This window comes from Vibrio sp. 10N.286.49.E11 (assembly GCF_041469505.1).
GTDB lineage: Bacteria > Pseudomonadota > Gammaproteobacteria > Enterobacterales > Vibrionaceae > Vibrio > Vibrio crassostreae_C.
This window is the reverse complement of the sequence record NZ_JBFRKQ010000145.1, coordinates 1-500: the sequence shown is the minus strand read 5'-3', so window position 1 is coordinate 500 and position 500 is coordinate 1. Positions and strand designations below refer to the sequence as shown.

Below are 500 nucleotides of genomic sequence, written 5' to 3'. Positions count from 1 at the left end.
CATCGCCAGGCTTTAAATTTTTAGAGTCGTTTTTAAACGGTTCTTGAATTGCTGATATAGCTCAGCCCGGTAGAGCGCACCCTTGGTAAGGGTGAGGTCCCCAGTTCGAGTCTGGGTATCAGCACCATATTTAGTTGATTTGATTATTCAAGTTAACAACAGAATTTGCTTGGCGACCATAGCATTGTGGACCCACCTGATTCCATGCCGAACTCAGAAGTGAAACACAATAGCGCCGATGGTAGTGTGGGGCTTCCCCATGTGAGAGTAGGACATCGCCAGGCTCCAAATTGCTTTATGCTGAATAGACACTGCGGAGTGGTAGTTCAGTTGGTTAGAATACCGGCCTGTCACGCCGGGGGTCGCGGGTTCGAGTCCCGTCCACTCCGCCACTTATTAGAAAGCCTAGTCTTATGACTAGGCTTTCGTCGTTTCTGGCTATCGATAATTTGGTCTCCGACGAATGAGTGTCGTCACCTGATACCAATCCGGAAAATTAA

Annotated in this window: 2 tRNA genes and 1 rRNA gene; all 3 read left to right on the top strand. The window is 48.2% G+C overall.

The features are described from left to right. Positions 1 to 50: 50 nt before the first annotated feature. The 3 genes from AB4167_RS21900 (at position 51) to AB4167_RS21890 (ending at position 392) form a co-directional block, all read left to right on the top strand. Positions 51 to 127 (top strand) — tRNA-Thr (locus tag AB4167_RS21900). 41 nt (positions 128 to 168) lie between these two features. Next, positions 169 to 284, top strand: a 5S ribosomal RNA gene (gene rrf / locus AB4167_RS21895). Positions 285 to 315: 31 nt separating this feature from the next. Continuing rightward, a tRNA-Asp gene (locus AB4167_RS21890) sits at positions 316 to 392 on the top strand. Positions 393 to 500: the final 108 nt, after the last annotated feature.